At 33.5% G+C, this 19541-nt stretch carries 14 protein-coding genes; 11 read left to right on the top strand and 3 right to left on the bottom strand.

The annotated features are described in order from the left end of the window. Nucleotides 1-29: 29 nt before the first annotated feature. Nucleotides 30-1820: a sensor histidine kinase gene (locus tag CACET_RS11400; protein WP_044826281.1), complete on the bottom strand. Its 1791-nt coding sequence runs from the start codon at nucleotides 1818-1820 to the stop codon at nucleotides 30-32. Nucleotides 1821-2135: 315 nt separating this feature from the next. On the opposite strand from CACET_RS11400, the gene CACET_RS11395 reads away from it, so the two are divergent. Both CACET_RS11395 and CACET_RS11390 read left to right on the top strand, forming a co-directional pair. Next, on the top strand, nucleotides 2136-2831 hold the full coding sequence (locus CACET_RS11395; protein WP_044826282.1) for a response regulator transcription factor: 696 nt from the start codon (nucleotides 2136-2138) through the stop codon (nucleotides 2829-2831). A 424-nt stretch (nucleotides 2832-3255) separates the two neighbouring features. Further along, entirely contained in the window at nucleotides 3256-5316 is a 2061-nt protein-coding gene (locus CACET_RS11390) for an FAD-dependent oxidoreductase (protein ID WP_044826283.1), read from the top strand. Between the two features lie 204 nt (nucleotides 5317-5520). On the opposite strand, the gene CACET_RS11385 is transcribed toward CACET_RS11390, so the two are convergent. After that, nucleotides 5521-6069, bottom strand: a complete 549-nt coding sequence (locus CACET_RS11385; RefSeq protein ID WP_044826284.1) for a PadR family transcriptional regulator — start codon at nucleotides 6067-6069, stop codon at nucleotides 5521-5523. Between the two features lie 203 nt (nucleotides 6070-6272). Here CACET_RS11385 and CACET_RS11380 point away from each other — a divergent pair, with 203 nt between their 5' ends. Continuing rightward, entirely contained in the window at nucleotides 6273-8186 is a 1914-nt protein-coding gene (locus tag CACET_RS11380) for an oxidoreductase (protein WP_044826285.1), read from the top strand. A 94-nt stretch (nucleotides 8187-8280) separates the two neighbouring features. Here CACET_RS11380 and CACET_RS11375 read toward each other — a convergent pair whose 3' ends face one another. Beyond that, a complete protein-coding gene (locus tag CACET_RS11375) occupies nucleotides 8281-9582 on the bottom strand; it encodes a DUF4317 domain-containing protein (protein ID WP_044826286.1) in 1302 nt (433 codons plus the stop codon). Between the two features lie 179 nt (nucleotides 9583-9761). On the opposite strand from CACET_RS11375, the gene CACET_RS21325 reads away from it, so the two are divergent. The 8 genes from CACET_RS21325 (at nucleotide 9762) to CACET_RS11340 (ending at nucleotide 19253) form a co-directional block, all read left to right on the top strand. After that, nucleotides 9762-9881 (top strand): sigma factor, encoded by a 120-nt coding sequence (locus CACET_RS21325; protein WP_082058309.1) that lies wholly within the window; start codon nucleotides 9762-9764, stop codon nucleotides 9879-9881. A gap of 476 nt (nucleotides 9882-10357) precedes the next feature. Further along, the gene (gene abc-f, locus CACET_RS11370) at nucleotides 10358-12007 is read left to right on the top strand and encodes a ribosomal protection-like ABC-F family protein (protein WP_044826287.1); all 1650 of its coding nucleotides are present in this window, start codon (nucleotides 10358-10360) and stop codon (nucleotides 12005-12007) included. Nucleotides 12008-12797: 790 nt separating this feature from the next. After that, complete coding sequence (locus CACET_RS11365; protein ID WP_044826288.1) at nucleotides 12798-14561, top strand: ATP-binding protein; 1764 nt, start codon at nucleotides 12798-12800, stop codon at nucleotides 14559-14561. Between the two features lie 191 nt (nucleotides 14562-14752). Continuing rightward, the gene (locus CACET_RS11360) at nucleotides 14753-15175 is read left to right on the top strand and encodes a hypothetical protein (protein WP_242849906.1); all 423 of its coding nucleotides are present in this window, start codon (nucleotides 14753-14755) and stop codon (nucleotides 15173-15175) included. After that, complete coding sequence (locus CACET_RS11355; RefSeq protein WP_044826289.1) at nucleotides 15156-15998, top strand: hypothetical protein; 843 nt, start codon at nucleotides 15156-15158, stop codon at nucleotides 15996-15998. Before CACET_RS11360 ends, CACET_RS11355 begins: the two co-directional genes overlap by 20 nt. Before the next feature lie 445 nt (nucleotides 15999-16443). Continuing rightward, a complete protein-coding gene (locus tag CACET_RS11350; protein ID WP_044826290.1) occupies nucleotides 16444-17820 on the top strand; it encodes an HNH endonuclease signature motif containing protein in 1377 nt (458 codons plus the stop codon). A 477-nt stretch (nucleotides 17821-18297) separates the two neighbouring features. Continuing rightward, the gene (locus CACET_RS11345; protein WP_044826291.1) at nucleotides 18298-18759 is read left to right on the top strand and encodes a hypothetical protein; all 462 of its coding nucleotides are present in this window, start codon (nucleotides 18298-18300) and stop codon (nucleotides 18757-18759) included. After that, on the top strand, nucleotides 18759-19253 hold the full coding sequence (locus CACET_RS11340) for a hypothetical protein (RefSeq protein ID WP_044826292.1): 495 nt from the start codon (nucleotides 18759-18761) through the stop codon (nucleotides 19251-19253). Before CACET_RS11345 ends, CACET_RS11340 begins: the two co-directional genes overlap by 1 nt. The last annotated feature ends 288 nt before the right edge of the window (nucleotides 19254-19541 follow it).

Genomic DNA, 19541 nt, shown 5'->3' with positions numbered 1-19541 from the left:
TGATTTAAGAGATAATGCCCTGTTTGTAGTTAAGTGATTATAGGCAGATGAACAGTGAAGGTTGTACCGAATCCTAGTTGACTATCAACGCTAATGCTTCCTTGGTGTTGTTGTATAATTTCTTGTGCAATGGAAAGTCCTAAGCCGGTTGATTGGTGCTTTTCTTTACTACTTATACGATAATATCTGTCAAATATTTTATCGATATCCTGTGGAGATATTCCAATACCTGTATCTGTAAAGGATATAATGGCTGTATTTCTTTCCTTTTTTAAAGATATATATACCTTACCATTTGGTTTTGTATAGTATATAGCATTTAGAAGTAGATTTTGAAATGCCTGTTTAAGACGATACTCGTCTCCCCAAGTAATACAATCACATTTCAACTTTGTTCCTATATAAATGTTTTTACTTTCTCCTTCTATACTACACGCACTTACAACATTTTTAATTAGGTCTGCAATAGGAACCCGATCTGTCTCGAGAATTACTTGCTTATCCTCAAGTTTGGCCATTAAAAATAAATCTTCAACTAGATGTTTTGTAAAATCTAACCTTTCCCTTATTATAGGTAATTCGGTATCGAGTAGCTCTGGTTGTTCAGTAATTTTTTCAGTACAGCCTTGCATAACAAATAATGGCGTACGTAAATCATGAAAGATATTCATCATAAGACTATGTCGACGGGTCATCTGTTCTTGCAAAGCCTGCTTGACTTCCATAACCTTTTTATCCAGATTATGGTTTATTTGCTCTAATTCTTTAGTAAGGATTTCAGCTTCAGTAAATTTTTCAGCGAAAATATGATTTATTAATAACATACAGCAAAAAGCAAATGGAATATTAAAAAACTTTGAAAACTGTAAGGCACGCAAAGGGTAGCTTACACTTGATGATGAAAGAGAAGATAAGGGTATAACCATACGTAATCCTAGACTTAATGCATGGCCTGAAATCAATAGCCATGCTCCCTTTTGTCTATTAGCACAGGCATATATGAGAACTCCAATAGAAAATAAGAACAAGCTATAAACATAAATTTCACTGTGCAACTTAGGGAAAATAGTTTCCATAATTGACCATAACACTAAAACAGAAATAACACCCCTTATACTCAAAAGTATATTAAAACCTCCAGGAAGCTTAATATCAAACATTTTAAAGCATATGACAATATCTAGAATTACGCACCAGGCAAAAACATAGTGTCTCAAGAAATTTATCCCTGTACCAACAAATAGTGGAAGAACACTCCATAAAGTCAGTGCAGCGGTATAAATAGCAAACCATAATAGATATTTTTCTGTTTTTTTACGGCGATAAAGGGAGAGTCCATATATAGACATTAAAAATGTTATTCCAAGGCTAAAAGCAAATATCATATTAAAGGTTGAAAGTGCAGTTTCGGCACTAGATGTTGTGGTTATATATATAGGAGTATTATTGGGATTTATACTTGTGTTAAAAACCACACTGATTTTGTTATCGATAAACCAATCGGAGCTAAGTAATAGTCTTGAAAAGAATGAAGATTCCTCTAAAACAGTATCATTTACTAAAACTTCTGATGGCAATTTTCCATAGATAAGTACCAATTGTTGATTTTCATTCTTTCTAACTAAGTCAAAGTAGTAAGTATTAGTTTTTGAATCCCAGTGATAATTTGTAAGAGAATATATATTGTTCTCTCCCTGATCAGAAAAAGTGTCACCGCTTTTTAAAATACCAAAGCTGTTATTTATCCTTATACCTATAAAGAAAGTTAGACTGGATACTATTACAAATACAAGTATTGCTATAAAATAATTTCTTTTCATACGTATTCCTCTCTTTAATTTACTTAATCAAAATTATATTTCCATTACGTTAGTCGAGATATTCTGAACATCTGTTTACGGTACAATTTAAAATGTGGAGAGTTGCTGCCTTAATTGTTGGAATTGCCAAGAACCAACGAGGGTATGAAAGGAATGTTGAAAACACCTCGACAAAAGTATATCAAATATTTAAAAGCATATCAAATATTTACAGAGTAAGAAGCTATACTATGTATTTTTCACTTACAAAACATATGAATATCCTTGTCTAAATAGTAACAATTAAGGTAATATTGATTTAGGAGGTGAAATTATATGATAAAGGTTCTTTTAGTTGAAGATGATGAATTAGTAGCAAAGATAATCCTCTACTACCTTGAACAGGCTGAGACATATGAAGTGATTTGGGCCAAAACCGGTAGCGAAGCCTATGCAAATGCAAGGGATAAATTTGATGTTATACTCCTTGATATCTTGTTGCCAGATGTTAATGGTGTTGACCTTTGTTCTAGATTGACAGAGTGGCATGATTGTCCTATTATTTTCATTTCCTGCCTTGACTGCAGTGATACAATTGTTCAAGCTTTAGAACGGGGAGGAGACGATTTTATAGTAAAACCTTTTGATAACAAAATTCTAGAGGCAAGAATAAAAGCAAATCTGCGAAGGGCCAATAAATTACCCAATAAAACTAAGAATATTTTAGAATGTGCAGGTTTTAAATTAGATGCAAACCGTCATATTGTCGTTAAGGAAGAAGGTGAATTAAAATTATCTTCCACTGAATTTAAGATATTGTCATTCTTAATGATAAATCCAGGAAAATATTATACCCCTAAAGAATTATATTATAAAATCTGGGGAGCAAAAAGCTACGGGGATGCACGAACTGTAATCGTTCATATACACAATATTAGAAATAAAATTGAAGAAGATGTGAACAGTCCTAGATTTTTAAAAATGGAATGGGGACAGGGATACTATTTTGACCCCAAAGGAAAAGTTAATTAGGTTTAAAGACGAAATAGCATACTTCTCTTTAGAGGGTTAGAAGAGATAATTCTAGAGGAAACTACCAATTAAAAATATGTTAATTTAAATAGAATAAATGTTAAGATTTCTTAATCCCTAAAAATGTTTATTGGGCATTTTTAGGGATTTTTCTTATGAAGCAGGTGATATAATTGCTTATCAATGGGGATATTTTCCCTTTAGAATCAAAAAAACACTATAAAATCTTAATAACTGTTTAATCAATATATTGCTCCAAGTATGTTAATATTTAATCGAAGTCGAGAAAAAAGAAAGGAAGTGTTTTTGGTGGGAAGGTCGGAAAAATTTAGGTGAAGCAAAAATGCTGAACCTTTAAACGAGGATAAATTAAGATCCTCGAAGTTTTCTAGAGACTACTAATTTTAAGATCGGGGGAGAAAAAATGAAGAAAATTATAACTATGCTATTATGTATTTGCATGATAGTCACACTTGTTGGATGTACTCAGGAAACCGTTGCACTTATTAATGGTACTTTTGAAGGTACAGCAGCGGGTATGCAAGGACCCATAACCGTAAGTATCACTGTTGAAGACAGCAAAATTACAGACATTGAGTTCGTAGAAAATTCTGAGACTGAAACGGTTGTAGCAGTAGCGGTTGAACGTATACCAGCGCAGGTAATCGAAAATCAAAGTCTATCAGTGGATATTGTAACAGGAGCAACGATATCAAGCTATGCTATCATCAATGCTATAACAAAAGCTGCTGAAGCTGCTGGCTTAGATATTGATGCCCTAAAGGCAAATAAAGTAGTTGCTACACCTAAGGATCCTCAAACATGGGATACAGATGTTCTTGTAATGGGAGGAGGAGGAGCTGGCTTGGCGGCAGCAATTAATGCTGCTGAAGAAGGAGCTAAGGTTATCCTTATTGAAAAAGGCTCTGTATTAGGTGGAAATACAATGATGGCAGGTGCAGCATATAACGCTGTGGATCCAGAGGCACAGAAGAGTGCAATGATACTGTCCAAATCTCAAAAGGATGCATTGGATGGATACCTTGCCCTTGACCCTGCTGATCCAAAGTTGAGATTTGATATCCATCCTGAGTGGGAAGAAGTGTTGGCAGAGCTTAAAGAGGATATCAATGAGTTTTATGCAGAAAACCGTGGAAAAACGGCAGGAGTTGATATGCCTGGTTTTGACTCTGTAGCATTACATATGTGGCATGTCTACACAGGAGGACTTCGTGAATTAGCAGATGGAGATTGGATTGCTCCAAGAATTGAACTGGCAAGAAAGTTTGCTGCTGATGCGCTTGATGCCTTTGTGTGGATGGGTGAAGTTGGACTTGAGGCATCTTATGGTGCGGATGCTCAATACGGTGGACATCCTGGAACAGGTACAGTTCTTGGGGCGATGTGGCCAAGAACCCACGGCTTCATGTCAGGTGCTGAACGTATCCCTCAACTTGAAAAAGTTGCAAGAGAAAATGGTGTTGAGATATACACAGAAACCAGAGGTACAGAGCTATTGGTAGATGCTTCGGGCAGGGTAGTAGGTGCAAAAGCTGAACAGGTAGATGGGACACAAATTACCGTGAACACAACCAAGGGTGTTGTTCTTGCTACAGGTGGTTATAGTGCAAACGCGGCTATGGTTAAGAGCTATGACAAATATTGGGGTGATGATCTTTCAGATAGAACACTATCAACCAATATGGGTACAAATAAGGGTGATGGAATTATAATGGCACAGGAAATCGGTGCTGATATAACTGGTATGGAAGTTGCTCAGATGATGCCTTCTTCATCTCCAGTTAAGGGAACCATGACGGATGGTATCTGGGCTGATGCAGGAGAGCAGCTTTGGATCGATGGTAACGGCAAGCGTTTCGTAAATGAATATGCAGAACGTGATGTTCTTGCTAAAGCTTCATTGGCTCTTGAAAATGGTATTTTCTATATCATCTATGCAGGCAGAGGAGATGTTGGAAAGCCTGAAGAACTGTTAAAAGGAACCGACTATAATCCACGTGTTGCAGGTATGGTTGAAGGTGGTCATGTATGGTATGGTAAAACTCTTGCTGAACTAGCAGAGGCTACAAAGACTCCTGCTGCAGGTGTTGCTCCTGGATTTAGTGAAGAACAGTTACGTGCTACTATTGAGAAATATAACAGCTATGTAGCAGCTCAAAGAGATGATGACTTTGGCAAGGATGTTATAGCCGGAGCTATTGATCTTGATTATATAGACGCAAATGATGATGTTGGAATTGTTATAAGTCCAAGAAAAGCTTCACTACATCATACAATGGGTGGTGTAGCTATTGATACTGAAGCTCGTGTTATAAATAAAGATGGCAATGTTATTCCTGGTCTATGGGCAGCTGGGGAAGTTACAGGTGGAATTCATGCCGGTAACAGACTAGGTGGGAATGCTATTACTGACATATTTGTTTTCGGACGTATCGCAGGAATAAATGCAGCAACTGGAAAATAAATAAAAATTTAATTCTTCTCATGGCAGATTAGCCAAAGGAGCATGTTGTATCAAGCCGTCCCTTAGTTTAAGGGACGGCTATATTGTGCAACGAAAACCCTCGGTTCTAGATGAGTCTATTATGATAATAGTGATTTAAATAGGTTCCTTAAGGCTGTGAAAATCTTATGTATCAAGGAATTTAGAGACTCATTGACATCCTAGTTAAAAATTTTTGACTTCTTCAATACATTGTTTTAGCCAATCTACATAGGTGCGTTCCCTCATGATAGCACCTTTTAATACAATGTAGTCTCCATACTCTGAAGAAAAAATATCAGAAATTACTTTGACATAGGGATGCTGAGCCATTGTGGTTTCTAGCTTCTCTAATTTTTCTTTTCGTTGATCAAGCTGATAATAAAACTGCTTCAGCATCTCTTCCTTAGTCATGGACTCAATGAAGTAAGATTTCAATCTAAAAATATCCTTTGGTGTCGGTTCCAGTAAATCCTGTGTCCTTAGCCAGTTTAGAAAATCATTCTTTCCAACTTCAGTAATAGAATAGAATTTTTTTTCTAGTTTTTTACCTTGTAATACTGTTTCACAAGTGATTAGACCTTCAGCGGTTAAATTTTTTAGCTCAGGATAAATTTGGCTGTGTTTTGCATACCAAAAATTTACCAGATCCAAGTTAAACTCCTTCATCAAGTCATAGCCGGTCATGGCTCTCCTATTGATTAAGCCTAAAATTGCATATTTTAATGTACGCATTTTCTCGGTCACTACCTTTCTGTGTTCAATACTTCGATATGTTCTTCTATTGTATATTATTTTATGGCATTTTACACTAGTTTGCAAACTCTTAATATTATACTATATTTATGAAAAAACAAACATGTAAATATTGACATGTTTATAGTTAGTTATTATAATAACAATATAAAGCAAAAAAATATATGAGGAGGTTTAAAAACATGAAAAGAAAATTTCCCCATCTTTCCAGTCCCTTAAAACTTAGAGGAATAACATTGAAAAACAGGATGATTGCGGCACCAATGGCTTTTCCTTGGATGCCTATACCGGGGCATGCGTCTCAGGAAACAGCAGCCTTTTTTGAACTACGAGCTCAAGGTGGAGCTGGAGCTGTTACTGTAAGTGAGGCGATTGTACATAGTAGTACCGGTAAGAGTAAGTCTTATGCCGAACATATTCTTCTGGATTCTCCGGGGGTATTACCTGGTTTAACAACCACTGCCAGAGCTATTAAACGTCATGGTGCAATAGCTACGTTGGAATTATCCCATGGTGGAAAATTTGCTGGCGAATATGGTCCTTGTAATGAAGTGCTTTCCAATGGAACAGAGGTAAAGGAAATGCCAAAGGAGATCATCAAAGAGGTTGTTACGGCTTTTGGCAAGGGAGCAGCTTTGGCTAAACAAGCAGATTACGATATGGTATTGGTTCATGCAGGTCATGGATGGCTGTTGCAGCAGTTCCTATCTCCATCTAATACAAGAACAGATGAATATGGTGGAAGTCTGGAGAACCGTGCACGATTTACAATAGAGGTACTGGATAGTGTAAGAGAAGCTGTTGGATATAATTTCCCCATTGAGCTTCGCATCAGTGCGGATGAATATTCTGAGACGGGTTATGGTATAGAGGAAGCCATAGAGTTCGCTAAGTTAGTTGAAGATAAGGTTGACTTACTTCAAGTTTCTACAGGAAGTCATTCCGGGGGCTCCTTTGATAAAACCCATCCTTCTATGTTTATGGATCGTGGATGTAATGTAAAGTATGCAGCTGAGATTAAAAAGCATGTTAAGGTGCCGGTAGCAACCATAGGAGCATTAAATGATCCTGCTATGATGGAAGAAATTATTGCTACTGGTCAAGCAGATGTGGTAGAGATGGGCCGTGCTTTATTGGCGGATCCCTACCTTCCTAAGAAGGTATATTTAGGAAAAGATGAAGAAATTCTCCATTGTGCACGCTGCTTTGTCTGTATGTCAGAGCGTCTGGTTTCTGGTTTAAGAATTTGTGCTCTTAATCCAATCATCGGTAGGGAGTATGAAAATAAGTTTGCACTTCCAGCAAGTGCACCCAAGAAGGTACTTGTAGCTGGTGGTGGGCCAGGAGGAATGGAGGCTGCTATTACAGCAGCCAAACGTGGTCATGAGGTTATTCTTTGTGAAAAGACGGATTCTTTGGGTGGCGCTTTAAAGGCTGAAAGAGGTGTTTCCTTCAAAAAGGACTTATATCGTTTAATAAGCACTAAGGCTCTACATATGGAACGGAACGGCGTTGAGGTGCGTTTGAATACTGAGGTTACTAAAGAGCTAGTTGAAAAAGAAACTCCCGATGTTTTAGTTGTAGCTGTTGGAGCTGAGTCGATTGTACCAGCAATACCAGGAATAGATCATCCCAAGGTTGTTATTGCAAGTAATTTATCCGATGAAAGCATAGAGATTGGTCAAAAGGTTTTAATTCTTGGGGGAGGATTAGTTGGTTGTGAAGCAGGGCTGCATTTGACCCAGGAGGGTAAAGATGTTACTATAGTAGAAATGCAGAAAGATGTAGCTGTTGACGCTAATGGTCGTCATAGACCACTTCTTTTGGCTCGTTTAAAAGATCTTGTGAAGATTGAAACAGGTCAAAAGGGGATAAAAGTAACCAATGAAGGTTTGATCTGTGCAGATGAAAATGGAAAAGAAACCTTGTTCCCTGCAGACACAATCATATGTTCAGTAGGTCAGCTTCCACTTCGTAATGTCGTAGAAGAATTATTAGATTCAGCACCCGAAGTCTTTCAAGTAGGTGATTGTGTGAAGCCTGCACAGGTTACGCAAGCAGTTTTCAGTGGATATTATGCAGCATTAGATATATAATAATAAATTTAAAAAGTTGTCTAAAATAAATGCTCCTGTCTAACCAAGAATTAGTAAATGATTCTTGGTTAAACAGGAGCTGTTTCTATACAACTTAAATGAAATCATCTAAGCCATTAACTGTAGTTTGTTCATCCTCATTAATAGGAATAACTATGCATTTTTGACCATCAATTATTTGAGATTTTATTTGAGGCATCTTTTCAGGTTTTACTTGAAGCATAATATCATAGTGACGAGCCACTTCATTAGCTTCCAAAACCTCATCAGCATCATTAGCTACTGTAGACATGGAAGTTTCATTGGCTACAGCAGTTTCTTGCTTCACTTCTTCAAGTTTAGTTTGAAGTATTTCTACTTGTTTCTTAAGGGTTTCTTCCTTTTTTTGTTGGGCATGTGCCTTAAGTACCTTTGGGTCAATTAAATATTCTGCTAAAGGGAGATCATCTCCAAAGTTTTCCACATAGGTCTTTTCAATCTTAGCAGTAATTTCTTCAGGAATTCCACTTTCTATTAGAAGGTTTTGTATATCCTTTTCTGTGAGGGTTATGGGTTCATAATCTGTATCTTGGTATGTGGCATTGTATTCTTCTACCATAACATTTAGGTTTTCTTGTACTTCCATAAAAATTCTATCAGCTTTTTCTTCATCAATACTATAGGAATCTTTGATAATTAACTGGAATGTTTCTTTTTGTATGGCGGCAGTTTGTTTTGAAGAACAACCTAAAGCATTTTCCATTAATTCAGGATGGGTATCCTTTGGATTTTTTGTGTAATACATAATAGCGTTAACATCTGAACTACGATCAATAAAAGCAGGAAACACAAATCCATTGCTTGGGGCATCAAGCACCCAATCTCTAATACGTGCTTTTATTTTATTTTCTTCTTCGAAGTATCTAAGACCAGGATCTGAAAGTGAAACAGGACATAGTGCACATAACAGGTATTCATATACTTCTTCCGATTCATCTAATTTTGCATTATCAGTGGTTTTAGTAATAACATCATAAACGTCATGAAAAATAAGTATTATAAAATTACCAGTATAATTATAATTATCTATAATCGATTGGTAAAAACCATCAAGGAGAGAATCATCCTTTAAACGGCTGTTTTTAAGCTGTATAAGAGAAGTTTGCATTTCATTTGTAAGATCTTCCTTCAGCGGAAAGTTTAGCTCTAAAATATTATTTCCCATAGTTCCTGACAGGACTTTTTTAGCAATTTCTAAGTACTTAAAGTATTCCTCCTCATCTAAATTTAGAAAGCTTTCTCTAAATTTTAAAATAATATGTTTTTCGCTATTAACATAGCAACCACACATTTTTGTAAAAGTACAATGATCTTTTTTAAAACGTCTCTTCAATTCAAGTATATCTTTTTTCCTCATACGTAAACCCCTCATTCTAGTCTTTTTGTTTTTAGGTATCAACGAACATATTGACACTATTAAGTATAATGGTTTTTTTGAATTAATTAAAGGTTTTATCTAACAATCTATTTTGTATTAGGTTGATAAAATATAAAGGCAAGTTTTTTATTGGAATTTATTTTTTCATTTAGTCTTACATTGTCGGAAGTATTTTGCAAGATGGGAAGGATATAAAAGAATGTATCAGCGATATCTGTATAAAAGTATGGCATTCAGTTGAGAGTTACTCCCCGGAAAAGGGAAAATTTACTATATAAATGTTGGGTTATTGAAAAATCACAAGGATTTAACCTATGTTGACAGTAAAGCAAATAATCTATATAATAAAATTGAATATTTTAAGTTCTACTATTAAGAAAGGGCAAGGTATTTATAGAGATGAAAATATAATTCACTTTAACTATTTATGTAAAATGATGATCGTAATAAAGCCTTAAGTAAAGGTTTTATTGTTATGCATTTTATGAAAATTTGTGAGTGGATAGTGTTTTCTAGCTGTAGATAGCTTGTTTCAAAATATATTTTAATCTTAATTAAGGACTTGAATTTTCACATGTGTATATAAGTTTTTTTACACATTGCTTTTAATTTTATCCTTATAAAAATAAATTAGATTGGACTATGACTTTAAGAGAAAAAGTTCTCCTTCAATCAAGTTTGATTTAATTTCTGATGCATTAAGATTATAATATTGTTAAGATACTATCCTCTCCGATGACAGGGAGGATTTTTTATGTTATTAATTGAGTGCAATAAAATAAAGAAATATTTTGGGGATAGGTTGTTATTAGATATAGATAATTTAAAAATCTATTCTGAAGATAGAATAGGCATTGTTGGTGCCAATGGTGTAGGTAAAACCACCTTGATGAATATATTGAGTCGAAGGCTGGAGTCTGATGAAGGATCGGTTAAGTTATATGGGAATTATAGCTATATAACACAGCTGGAGGAACCAGAGGCTAAGAGCATAAGTGATGAAGCAGCTTCAAAATTAGGTATTGAAGCTGTTTGGAGAGAAAGTATGAGTGGAGGAGAAAAAACTAGATTTAAGTTGGCGGAGGCTTTAGGGGGGAATCCTACAGTAATATTAGCTGACGAGCCTACCTGCAATGTAGACATAGAGGGAATTCAGTTAATGGAAGAGAGATTTCAAGAATACAAAGGCGGGCTGATTGTGATATCCCATGATAGACGTTTTTTAGATAAGCTATGCAATAAGATATTAAAGATAGAAAATGGTAAGATAAAAATCTATCAGGGTAACTATAGTCACTATAAGGATCAAAAAATTAAAGAAAGAGAGAGAGCTGAATTTGAATACGAGGCCTATATAAAAGAAAAGAAACACCTGGAAGAAGTAATTAATGATACAAAACAAAAGGCAAAAAACGTGAGGAAGACTCCAAAAAGGATGGGGAACTCTGAAGCTAGGCTGCATAAAATGGGAAACCAAAAGGCAAAGGCTAATCTCGAAAGGGTAGCTAAAAGTGTTAAAAAAAGAATAGAACATCTGGAAGCTAAAGATAAACCTAAGAAAGAAGAAATAATTCAATTAGACATTATAGATGCTGATAGACTTCATAGTAAAATAATCATAGAGGGAAAAAATATCAACAAAACATTTGGAAATAAAATAATATTTAACGATGCAGGATTCAATATTTATAACGGTGCCAAGATAGGTTTAATTGGCCCCAATGGCTGTGGTAAAAGTACTTTGATTAAAATGATCATGGAAAATGATGAAGGAATAAAGATTACCCAAGGTGCAAAGATAGGGTACTTTAGTCAGGATATGGGCATTTTAGATGAAAAGGTAAGTATCATAGAAAATGTAATGGAAAGCAGCGTATACCCTGAAAGCTTTGCAAGACTATTGTTGGCTAGGTTGTTATTCAAAAGAGAAGCTGTTTATAAAAAAATCGCTGTATTAAGTGGAGGAGAAAGGGTAAAAGTCTCCTTTGCTAAGATATTGTTACAAGATATAAATTTATTAATACTAGATGAACCTACTAACTTTATAGATATCAATGCCCTGGAAGTAATAGAGGAAGCTCTGCAAAATTATGATAGAACCTTATTATTTGTCTCCCACGACAGAAGTTTTGTAGAAACTGTTGCAAATCATATCATGACAATAGAAAACCACAAAATAAAAATATTTCCAGGAAACTATAGTGAATATTTGTCCAGTAAAAGTAAACCCGTGGATCATGATGAGGCAGAACTTGAAAAAAGGGTGTTTATATTGCAAAATCGACTATCAGAAGTCATAGGAAGATTATCAATGCCATCAAAAAAAGATGATGTAACAGCACTGGATAAGGAATATCACGAGATATTGGGAGAATTAGAAAAATTGAAGAATGACACTATATAAAGCTTCAAGCAATACCCCCGTATTGTGTAAGTAGTTTGTAAAGATATAATGTTATTGTATAGGAGTGTCTCATAATATAGATGTGCGCTTCTAAAGTTAAATTTTAATATACACGGTCTACGGTTTCGCCTCAAAACCGCGGGCTGCAAATGTAGCCCTTAGTATATTAAAATTTAGGGGCGCACATCTATAGTAAAAAGTGAAGATTGGTTTATTTTGTTAGCAGCTGCCCAGGCATCAACACGTCATTCAAACTAATTGACAACGTCCTCCGATTTAATTGGAGACGTATACACATGAATCTAGATGTATAGCCAAAAATAATTGCTCTCTATAGCGTTGGTATAAAATAACAGGGTGTGTTGTAATTCAGGCGGCCATTAATAACAAGGCTAATCAAAATAAAGATTAGAAACAGTTAGTTGAAATCCCAAAGACTTTACATATCAAGGGTTTGATGAATTTAGCATAAAATAAAGTAAGGGTGTTATTTCTTAGGAATCTTAAGAAACAACACCCTATTTTTATGGTAAAAGTTGATAAATTGTGAGAAGTATTTAAGAACCTTGTTGAATAAGATATTGATTTGAATTTAGTAGGTACCTGCTACGTCTAAACAATACTGTATATCTCTATGGGTTCCAAATATAAGACGGCATAGATTTGTCGAATTGCGCGATGAAAATAATGTAGAAACAGAAGGAATTGCCCGTGAAATGTGGAAATTATAAGAAAAATAGTTGATAAAATTTAAAAATTCCTCAGATATAGGAGATTGTGGGGTGTAATAATGAATAAAATAACTAATTTTGTTGTAGAAGGTAGACTAACACAATTGCTAGGTGAAAACTATATATCAGTCGAGCATGCTTTAAAAGAATTGGTGGATAATGCATGGGATGCAGATGCAACAAACGTATTTATAACATTACCTCAATCTATTAATAAAAGGAAACAGATAATTTCGGTTGAAGATGATGGAAATGGTATGAGTGAATCCGCTGTTATTAATGAATACATGAGGATCGCTCGTGACAGAGTATCTATTAAAGGTGAGCGCACAGATGTAAAAAAACGTTTAGTAAAGGGTAGAAAAGGAATTGGAAAATTTGCAGGACTTTTAGTTGCTGATAAAATGAGTATCATTACTGTTCAAAATAGTGTACAAATACAATTTGAAATTATTAAAAATGAATTTTTGAATCAACATGAAAACATGACAACTAAAGAAATAGTTATGATGATAACTAAAGATACTTTATTACCAAATGGCACAAAGATATTACTTAATGATTTGGATATGTTATCGTTAACTCCAAGTGATGAAAAATTGCGTCAATTGTTGGTTTTGGAATACGGACGAGAAAGTGATTTTAACATTTTTATAAACGGGATACCATTAACAGTTGAGGATATTGGCGGAAAAAACTATAAATTTACAGATAAGCAAGGACTCATCAACTTAAACTTTAATATTGCTAATAAGGAAGTCAAAAATAAGCGATCTGGAATAGTTTTAAGAGTTGCAGGAAAAATCATAGGTAAACCACATTATTGGGGAATTGAGGACTTAAACTATATTCATGATAAGCTATTGAAAAAGGTATATGGTGAAGTAAATGCAGATTTTCTAGCGGCGTATACCTCTAACAGTTGGGGCATCCTAGAAAGTTCGTTGGACTATCAGAGAGTGAATGAATTTGTCAAAGAAAAACTCTTGTTTGCTCTTAATGACAGTTTTGAGTTTTATATAAAAACTACCAAGAAACAATTAGAAAGAGAGATAAAAAAACAGTTAGAAAAATTACCCGAATATAAGCGGCAGAAGGCATTAAAGTTGATTGATAGAGTTTTAACTGGTTTATCAGATGGCAGGCATAGCAAACAACAAATTAAGAACATAATTGATGTTACAATATCTGCATTGGAAAATAATGATTACTATGAAATTGTTGAAAAATTAGCAGAATCAAGTGATACAAATATTGAAATGTTTGCGGATATACTCAAAGAGTTTGGATTACTTGACATTACAATGATCGTTAGTCAGGCATCGGCCCGATTAAGCTTCTTAGAAAAGTTGCAGATGCTTACAGATAATCAAGATGCATTGGAAAAGGATATCCATAAAGCATTAGAAAAAAATATGTGGGTATTTGGAGCCTCCTATTCGATGATGTCTTCAAATCAGACGACTAATCATATTATAGAAAAATATTTAGGTGAAAAATTTTCTGGAGATCGAGCAAACAAAAGGCCAGATCTACTTTTAAATTGTGATCATAGTAATAAATTTCTATTAATCGAGTTTAAGCGTCCTTCAATTGTACTTGATAGAACTCATGAAGCGCAAGCCGTTGCATATAGAGATGATCTATTAACTAAATTTCCAAATAAATTTATTGAAATAATAGTTGTTGGAAAAAACATCACTCCTACTATTTCACCACTGAATACACAAAATAATTTAAGGCTAATGAGCTATGATGAAATTATTTTAAACGCACGTAATGAATTAGAATGGTTGATATATAATCTTACCGCAGATAGTTGATGTTATTAATATAAGAACGTTGTATGTAGGAGGTGGTAATTATTATTACAAGGACTATTCAATGTGTTTATAAACTTCTTTTGACTTTCAATGCTACTTCACTAATATTAGTCGTATTCTCTATAAAAGAAAGGTACTATTTTAATTGTTTAGATAGGTTCCCTAGATGGGTTTCATACATAGGGTTTATTTTGGTTCCTGTAGCAACTACAGGGATTAGTATAATTTTGAAAAAATTTTTAAGTTATGACAGTATAGAAAAACCACCACTAAATATTGAACAAGCAAATAATTCATTTTTGCCTAGTTATTTAGGATACTTTTTTGTTTCATTGAGCGTCCCGACAACTGAAACACTTTGGTTTATATACGGTATACTATTTATTTTTACATTTTGTTCTCAAGCAATGTATTTTAACCCAATTTTTTTGGTTTTTAGGTATCAGTTTTATAATATAACCACAGCCGATAATATGAAAATTTTTTTAATTAGCAGAAAGGAAATAAAAACAACAAAGGAACTGGTTTTTCCTATGCTAAGAAGAATAAATAATTTTACTTTTATAGATGTTGAAAGAGCTAAGGAGGATAATGATGAATCATGTAATAGCTAAATTACGATTAAGAAAAGGCAGTGAGAGTTCCAAGCTTAAAAAAGTATTGTCAAATGTAACTTTATATACTTTACCAAATGACTTGGCTAATAATATAGTATATGATCCTGGAACTATTCTTGATGAAGGAGAGTGGTTTTCAATTAGTGAGTTTTCTCAGAAACCATTCTTTTTACAGTTTTTAGCTGACTATACAGATTCAGTTGCTTATGAACAGCTAGAAGTAAATCAAATATCAAATATTGACTATATTTGTACTTGTGAGAATGCCAATGTGTTTTACTTTCAACGGATTACAAAGACACAATTACTTGAAAAAAAGGTAATTACTATTGGGGATCAATTTAGATACAATGCAAACAGCAAAAATATTGTAGTTAATGACACAGCAGATGCAATATATGTAAAAGAAGATGATACTTTATATTTTAAGAAGCTGTCTGCCATAACTGGGATATTTAAAGGTATAGACCAACTTTTTAGAGAGGCAACTACAGCAGAAACGGAGACTTTTTTAGCTAAGGATTTTATTAGGTTAGAAAATAACTTTTCTGCTAATGATGTAAAACAAGCTAATCGTAAGAGAATTGCATTAGCAATGGCAACCTTGAATAACTTTGATGATGAACAGAAAAATACGGTGTTCGATACTGTTAAGGAGTATTGTCCTCAGCTGGTTGCAGATGATAATACTTTTAAAATAGAAACTGAAAATGATTTAACACTTCTGCTTTATGGAATAGATCAAAGGTTTTATACGACACCGGATGGTAAAGAAAAAAGAATAGCTAACTCTGTTATACGTTTAGGCGCAGCTGTGTGATAATGTAGATTTAATTAAGTATTATTCTCAGATTCGATAGAATTAATAAATAGAGTGATTTATTTGATAACAGAGGCACATGCATTGATAAATAAACTAGAGTCAACTAAGCAAAGACAGAATAAAGCAAGTCGAACACTAGATACCTTATACGCCATAGATTTCATAGTTTGAGTGTAAAAATAAAGAAAGGGTATTGTCCTCGATAATTTTGGGACAGTACCTTATTTTATTATTTAAAACCATAAATTTATGGTAAATGCAGGATTTTAGACAAAAATATAGAATTTATTACATAGATTTAAAGCAGTACCCGTACCCTATGATCATTTTAGTATACTAATGTCGTCATGAAAAATTAATCTTTTATCATATCAGAAGAAAACAATATGGGTTAATATGGAAAAAGAAAGCTTATTTTATTTGTAAAGGTAGGATAGTTATAATGGATATGAATGCATTAGAAGCAGCGATTTATATGAAAATGTCTCCTAAATTGCTCGAATGGTTTGCAAACTATGCGCCTAAGTATAATGATAATAGAAAGTTAAGAATATCTAAGACTGAAGATGGTATATTATTTTATACTAGAGGTGAGTTAGATGAATTTAATGATTTTTTGTCACAAGCTTGGCCAAGTAAAGAAGGAGTAAGGCCAGCAATTCCTGCTGGGATACAAAGAGAAATTAAAGGTGAGAGTAGAGGCGTATGTGCAATTTGTGGTTCTGATTTGGGAGAATTTGCACATATTGACCCAGTTCATAATAGTAAAAATAATCATCCACATAACTTAATATATTTATGTCCAAATTGTCATACCAAGTATGATAATAAGCACTTTTACACTTTAAAAGAAATAAGAGAAATAAAAGATGCAATATTAAAAAATAGAGTAATTATTTGGAAAGCAGAATCAGATTTAATAAATAGTATAATTGCGTTGACTATAGAATTAAAAAGAATCAAGGAGAACAAGAAATGTTCATCAGCTCATATATATAATGAGTTAAATGACAATATACTTAAAGAAATTAGAGAAGCTGTCAACATTGATTCAAGTGAAATGAATAATAACCTACCCAAATATAGAGATGTAAAAAAATATAATAATCTAAAAGATAGAATTAAAAAGGTATTGAAAGAGCATGAAAATTTAGAAGAGGAAATTATTCAAGAAACAGAAGAGTATCTCATTGAATCAAATGAAACGCTATGTCCATTATGTAAAGGAAGTGGAACGCATAATAGTTGGGAATGTCCAATCTGCAGAGGAGTAGGAACTGTAGATCGTGGAGCACTAGAAGATATAGACTTATCAGATTATAAGCAAGAAGAATGCCCATTATGTAAGGGCAAAGGAACACATAATAATTGGGAATGTCCAATCTGTATAGGGGTAGGAACTGTAGATCATGGAGCACTAGAAGATATAGACTTATCAGATTATAGGCAAGAAGAATGCCTATTATGTAAGGGCAAAGGAACACATAATAATTGGGAATGTCCAATCTGTATAGGGGTAGGAACTGTAGATCATGGAGCACTAGAAGATATAGACTTATCAGATTATAAGCAAGAAGAATGCCCATTATGTAAGGGTAAAGGAACACATAATAATTGGGAATGTCCAATCTGCAGAGGAGTAGGAACTGTAGATCGTGGAGCATTAGAAGATATAGACTTATCAGATTATAAGCAAGAAGAATGCCCATTATGTAAGGGTAAAGGAATACATAATAATTGGGAATGTCCAATCTGCAGAGGAGTAGGAACTGTAGATCGTGGAGCATTAGAAGATATAGATTTATCAGATTATAAGTAAGAAATATGCCCATTATGTAGAGGCAAAGGAACACATAATAATTGGGAATGGCCAACCTGCAGAGGAGTCAGAACTGTTGATTGTGGAGCATTACAAGATACTTAATAGATATAGGGTGTGCCGTAATTAAGGGGACGAGGTTAAGATGCAGATGCTAACATTTAAGAAAATATTAAGGCGCTTATATGATTACTATTAATAGCGAAAAACTGAACTGGAATAAATTTAGTACTTCTTATGAAGTAATATTATGGGGCATTTTTTATGATAGCGATGACATCGGTGGCTATTAAGTCACAATAACTAATGTAGGAACAGAAGGAATTAATGTAAAATTAGAAATAAAAAAGATAGATTAATGGAATAAACAAAATTATAAATTAGATTTTATAACACTACTGTATTTAGTATTGAGGCTAAATAGTATATACAATATTAGATTTTATATACCTACTATATATAGTTGGGGGAAAAAGTATGGGAAGAAAGTTAAGAAAAGCGTTGTTTAACAAAAAAGAAATTAAAATAGAAGAGGCCTCTGAAGATATGAGAGGTAATCTAACATGTCATATATGTAATGTGGAGTTAACATATGTAAAAGGATACATGAAAGAAATTAATGAGAAGACTTACTATATTGATCCTTATTTTAGATTAAAAAGTAAGGATAATGATCATTCATTAGAATGTAAGTATAATACAGCAGGTTATTTGACAATAATGGCAAAAGACTCTAGCGATAAAATATTAGAGAATTTAAAATCAGGTAAATTTAATTGTAGACTTCATTTGATCTTGGACAGTTTACGACAAATTGAAAAAGTAGGAATTAAAAAAGACGGCCTAAAAGAAGATAATCCTAATTCAAAAACAAAAGAAAAAGAATATGTGAAAAACGAAGACAAGCTAGATTCTTATTTAGCAACTATGAAAAGATAATGGAATTAAGGAATGCTTTAGAAGAAAATGAGGATATTAGTTCCAAAGTAACTCTAGAATTTTATAATAGCACTCTAAAGAAAAAACAAAAAATTACTTGGAATAATTTTCATTATGAAATTGACGAATACGGGGATTGCTACTCATATGTAAAAAATAAAAGCCCTCAACATCCAATCTGCATAGCTGGAAAAATAAGAAGTATAACGGAACCAAAACCTGAATATGACTTTTATTCTATAAAACTTGAACCTCCGAAACCTATGAATGAAAAAGGGGCTTATAAAATACCGGTAATAGAAATAAAAGTGCAAAATAAAAAAATGGATAACATGATTAGGAATCAAGTAGGAAAAAATATTTTAATTTACTGTAAATTCTGGGCATTAGAACCACAGTCTTGGAAAGAAGATAAGTATCATTTTTTAAATATCAAAGGAAACTTAGTTCATAAAAATCAGGCCCTAATATTTGATGAAAAAGATTATGATTAGAGATTGATAGCACTGATAAATGTAGAAACTTTTTCTGCATCATATGGAATTGGTATTTGAATTTTGATTCTTTGGGATATGTGTTTACGATAATAAAAGTGTTCCATAATAGTGAAAAGTGGTGATTAGTCTATTATGATAGCCACCGCCCAGGCAGCGATTAACAACAAGGACCGATCGAAATAAAGATTAGAATTATATATATAAAGCCCTGAAAGTTTTATACACAGAGTATGATAGATTCAGCATAAATAAAATAGAGGTATGATTTCTTATTGATTTAAGAAA

It is taken from the genome of Clostridium aceticum, from assembly GCF_001042715.1.
Taxonomy (GTDB): domain Bacteria; phylum Bacillota; class Clostridia; order Peptostreptococcales; family Natronincolaceae; genus Andreesenella; species Andreesenella acetica.
The sequence above is the reverse complement of the archived record's forward strand: the minus strand, read 5'-3'. Positions and strand labels throughout refer to the sequence as shown.